At 73.9% G+C, this 532-nt stretch carries 1 pseudogene; it reads right to left on the bottom strand.

Features of this window, described 5'->3' with window-relative positions:
* Positions 1-519: pseudogene (locus ACFXIV_RS48300) on the bottom strand (hypothetical protein); the annotation flags it as partial.
* Positions 520-532 lie beyond the last annotated feature (13 nt).

The raw sequence follows: 532 nt of genomic DNA, 5'->3' as shown, positions 1-532 counted from the left end.
GTCGGGGCCTCCGGTGTCGAACGGCACCTTCACATCCACCGGTCCACCGGGTGCGTTCCGTGCGGCGTCGGTCGCTGCGCGCACCTGCTCCTCGGTGCGGCCCGGTTCGGTGCCGGTCAGGGCCGTGGTGACCGCCAGCAGCACGACGGCGACGGCCGCCTCGGTCAGCACCGAGCGGCGCAGCCCGCTGCGCTGCGGGTCGGCCTCCCGCTCTTGACGTTCTCTCGCCGCGTCGGCGGCGGCCCGCTGCCGTGCCAGCTGTGCGGCGCGCACCGGATCGGTGGTCCCGGCCTGCTGGCCGGCCGGGGCCTCGGGGGCGCTCCGGGCGGAGGTTCGGGCAGTGACGCCTTCCGGGCTGCGCCTTGTCGGCACGGTCGCCCCCCGGGCGGAAGCGGAAGCAGCTGCCGGAGATTCGGTCAACCGGGTTGTCCACCGTCGGGAGAACCAGCCCACGGACACCAGCACGCCGACCAGCAGGACCTTCACCATCAGCAACTGTCCGTACGAAGTGCCCGTCAGCGCACTCCAGGAC

It is taken from the genome of Nocardia sp. NPDC059236, from assembly GCF_042754085.1.
Taxonomy (GTDB): domain Bacteria; phylum Actinomycetota; class Actinomycetes; order Mycobacteriales; family Mycobacteriaceae; genus Nocardia.
The sequence above is the reverse complement of the archived record's forward strand: the minus strand, read 5'-3'. Positions and strand labels throughout refer to the sequence as shown.